We start from the raw sequence: 1,939 nt of genomic DNA, 5'->3' as shown, positions 1-1,939 counted from the left end.
CAATGCGGACGCTGCTCGTCCCGCCGGCGGCGGTCGCCCGGGCCACCCCGCCACCGGAGACGCTGTGGGCGCCCGGAGTCGTCCGCCGGCCGCTCACGCAGGACATGGGCGGCACGCTCACTCTGTCCCGCGGGCTGATCCTCCACGTCCAGGCAGGCGACAACAGCCCCTGGGGATGGTTCGCCCGCGCCGACGTCAAGGCGTCGTCGCACTGGTGGGTGGCGAAGTCCGGCGCGATCGAGCAGTACGTCCCCGCCGATCGGGTCGCATGGGCGCAGGCCGCCGGCAACGCCCACTGGCACTCGGTGGAAACCGAAGGCTTTCCGGGCGAGGGGCTCACCGCCGCCCAGCTCGGCACACTCGCCCGGCTCTACCGGTGGGGCCACGACCGATGGGGCTGGGATCTCCAGCTCGCCGAATCCCCGGGCGTGACCGGGCTCGGCTGGCACGGGATGGGCGGGACGGCCTGGGGATCGCATCCCGGGTGCCCTGGAGAGATCCGCAAAGCCCAGCGGGCCGACATCCTCGCCGACGTGCCCGGCGGGCCCACGACATCAGCGAGCCGGCCGGCGGCAGCCGAGGAGGACGACATGGACGAGGCCACCCTGCGCAAGGTGCTCAACGAGGGCACCGGTCCCGGGCAGACGACCTGGCCCGGTACGAGCCGGGAGACCCTGCGGACCGCGCAGGAGACGTTCAACCACGCCAAGGCCAGCGCCGACGGCGTGGCCGCCCTGGGCCGGCAGCTGGCGCAGGTTCTCGCGCAGCATCCGGCTGGCGAGCCGCTGACCGCAGAGCGGCTCCTGGCCGCGATCCGCACAGAAACCGACCCGGTGGCGCTGGCCGCGTTCGCGGAGGCGGCAGGCGGACGGCTCCGCGCGATCTACGCCACGCGCACCTCGTGAACCCCACCCCGAAGGAGAACTCCATGAGGTACGAACCCGTCGCCATCCTCGACTTCCTCAAGTACGTGATCGGCTTCCTGACCGTGATCGGGGTCTGGCAGTTCGACACCGCGACCACCGACCGGGTGACCGGCGTCGCCGGCATCATCCTGCTGCTGATCACGTCGTTCGTGACCCGCCGGTCGGTCTACGCCCCCGCCACCGTCGACGAGATCCGCGCCGAGTCCAGGGCCTGATGCGGATCCCACTCGGCGACCTCGACTTGATCGTCGAGGCGCGGATCCCCGGCCTGCACCCCCCGCGGGTGCTGTGGCGGATCGGCCCCACGGCCGATCGCCCGCGCCCGCTCCCACCTGTCCACCCGTCCCCTCTCTCAACCAACCGCAACCCGACAGGAGCCCAGTTCATGGCCACCCTTCAGGCAGACAAGAAGATCCCGTTCAGCATCAGCGGTGTCGACGAGGTCGGCAACGCCGTGTCGCTCGGCGGCGCGGCGCCCACCTTCACCGTCGACCGTCCGGACGTCCTGACGCTCACCGTCGCGGAGGACGGCTTCTCCGGCGAGGTGGCCGCGACCGGCACCGTCGGCACCGCCGTCCTGTCCGTCGAGGGCGTGACCGACGCCGGGGTGACCTACCGCGGGTCGGTCGCAGTCGACGTCGTCCCGGGCGATGTGACCGGCGTCAGCTTCGCGCTGGGTGAGCCGGTGGAGGTCACCCCGGACGACGAGGCCCCGACCGAGCCGGCGCCGGACCAGCCGGCGTTCTGACAACACGACAACAGCCCCGGCCCCACGCCCGTAGGGGCCGGGGCGTTGTCGTACCTGCCCCCGCACACCCAGTAAGGTGCCCGTCGTCACAGTCACAATTCGGGGGGGACCATCATGCGCCGCACCTGCAACCTTGCCGCCGTCTTGCTTGCCGCCGGTCTCACGCTCACGGCCTGCGGGGGTGGCGGGGACGACGACACCGTCGCACCGGCGGGCGGGCTCGTTCGCGAGACCCTGTTCGCGACCGCGACAACCGTGCCGCCGG

Annotated in this window: 3 protein-coding genes; all 3 read left to right on the top strand. The window is 72.4% G+C overall.

Translation table 11 applies throughout. The annotated features are described in order from the left end of the window. A partial coding sequence (locus CC117_RS10175; protein WP_071083498.1) for a peptidoglycan recognition protein family protein occupies positions 1-905 on the top strand: 905 nt, incomplete at its 5' end. A 23-nt stretch (positions 906-928) separates the two neighbouring features. Further along, positions 929-1,141 (top strand): hypothetical protein, encoded by a 213-nt coding sequence (locus CC117_RS10170; RefSeq protein ID WP_071083497.1) that lies wholly within the window; start codon positions 929-931, stop codon positions 1,139-1,141. Positions 1,142-1,311: 170 nt separating this feature from the next. Then, positions 1,312-1,674, top strand: a complete 363-nt coding sequence (locus CC117_RS10165; protein ID WP_131803050.1) for a hypothetical protein — start codon at positions 1,312-1,314, stop codon at positions 1,672-1,674. Positions 1,675-1,939 lie beyond the last annotated feature (265 nt).

This window comes from Parafrankia colletiae, assembly GCF_001854655.1.
GTDB classification, from domain to species: domain Bacteria; phylum Actinomycetota; class Actinomycetes; order Frankiales; family Frankiaceae; genus Parafrankia; species Parafrankia colletiae.
Note: the sequence above shows the minus strand (reverse complement) of the source record. Positions and strands in the feature narration are given on the sequence as shown.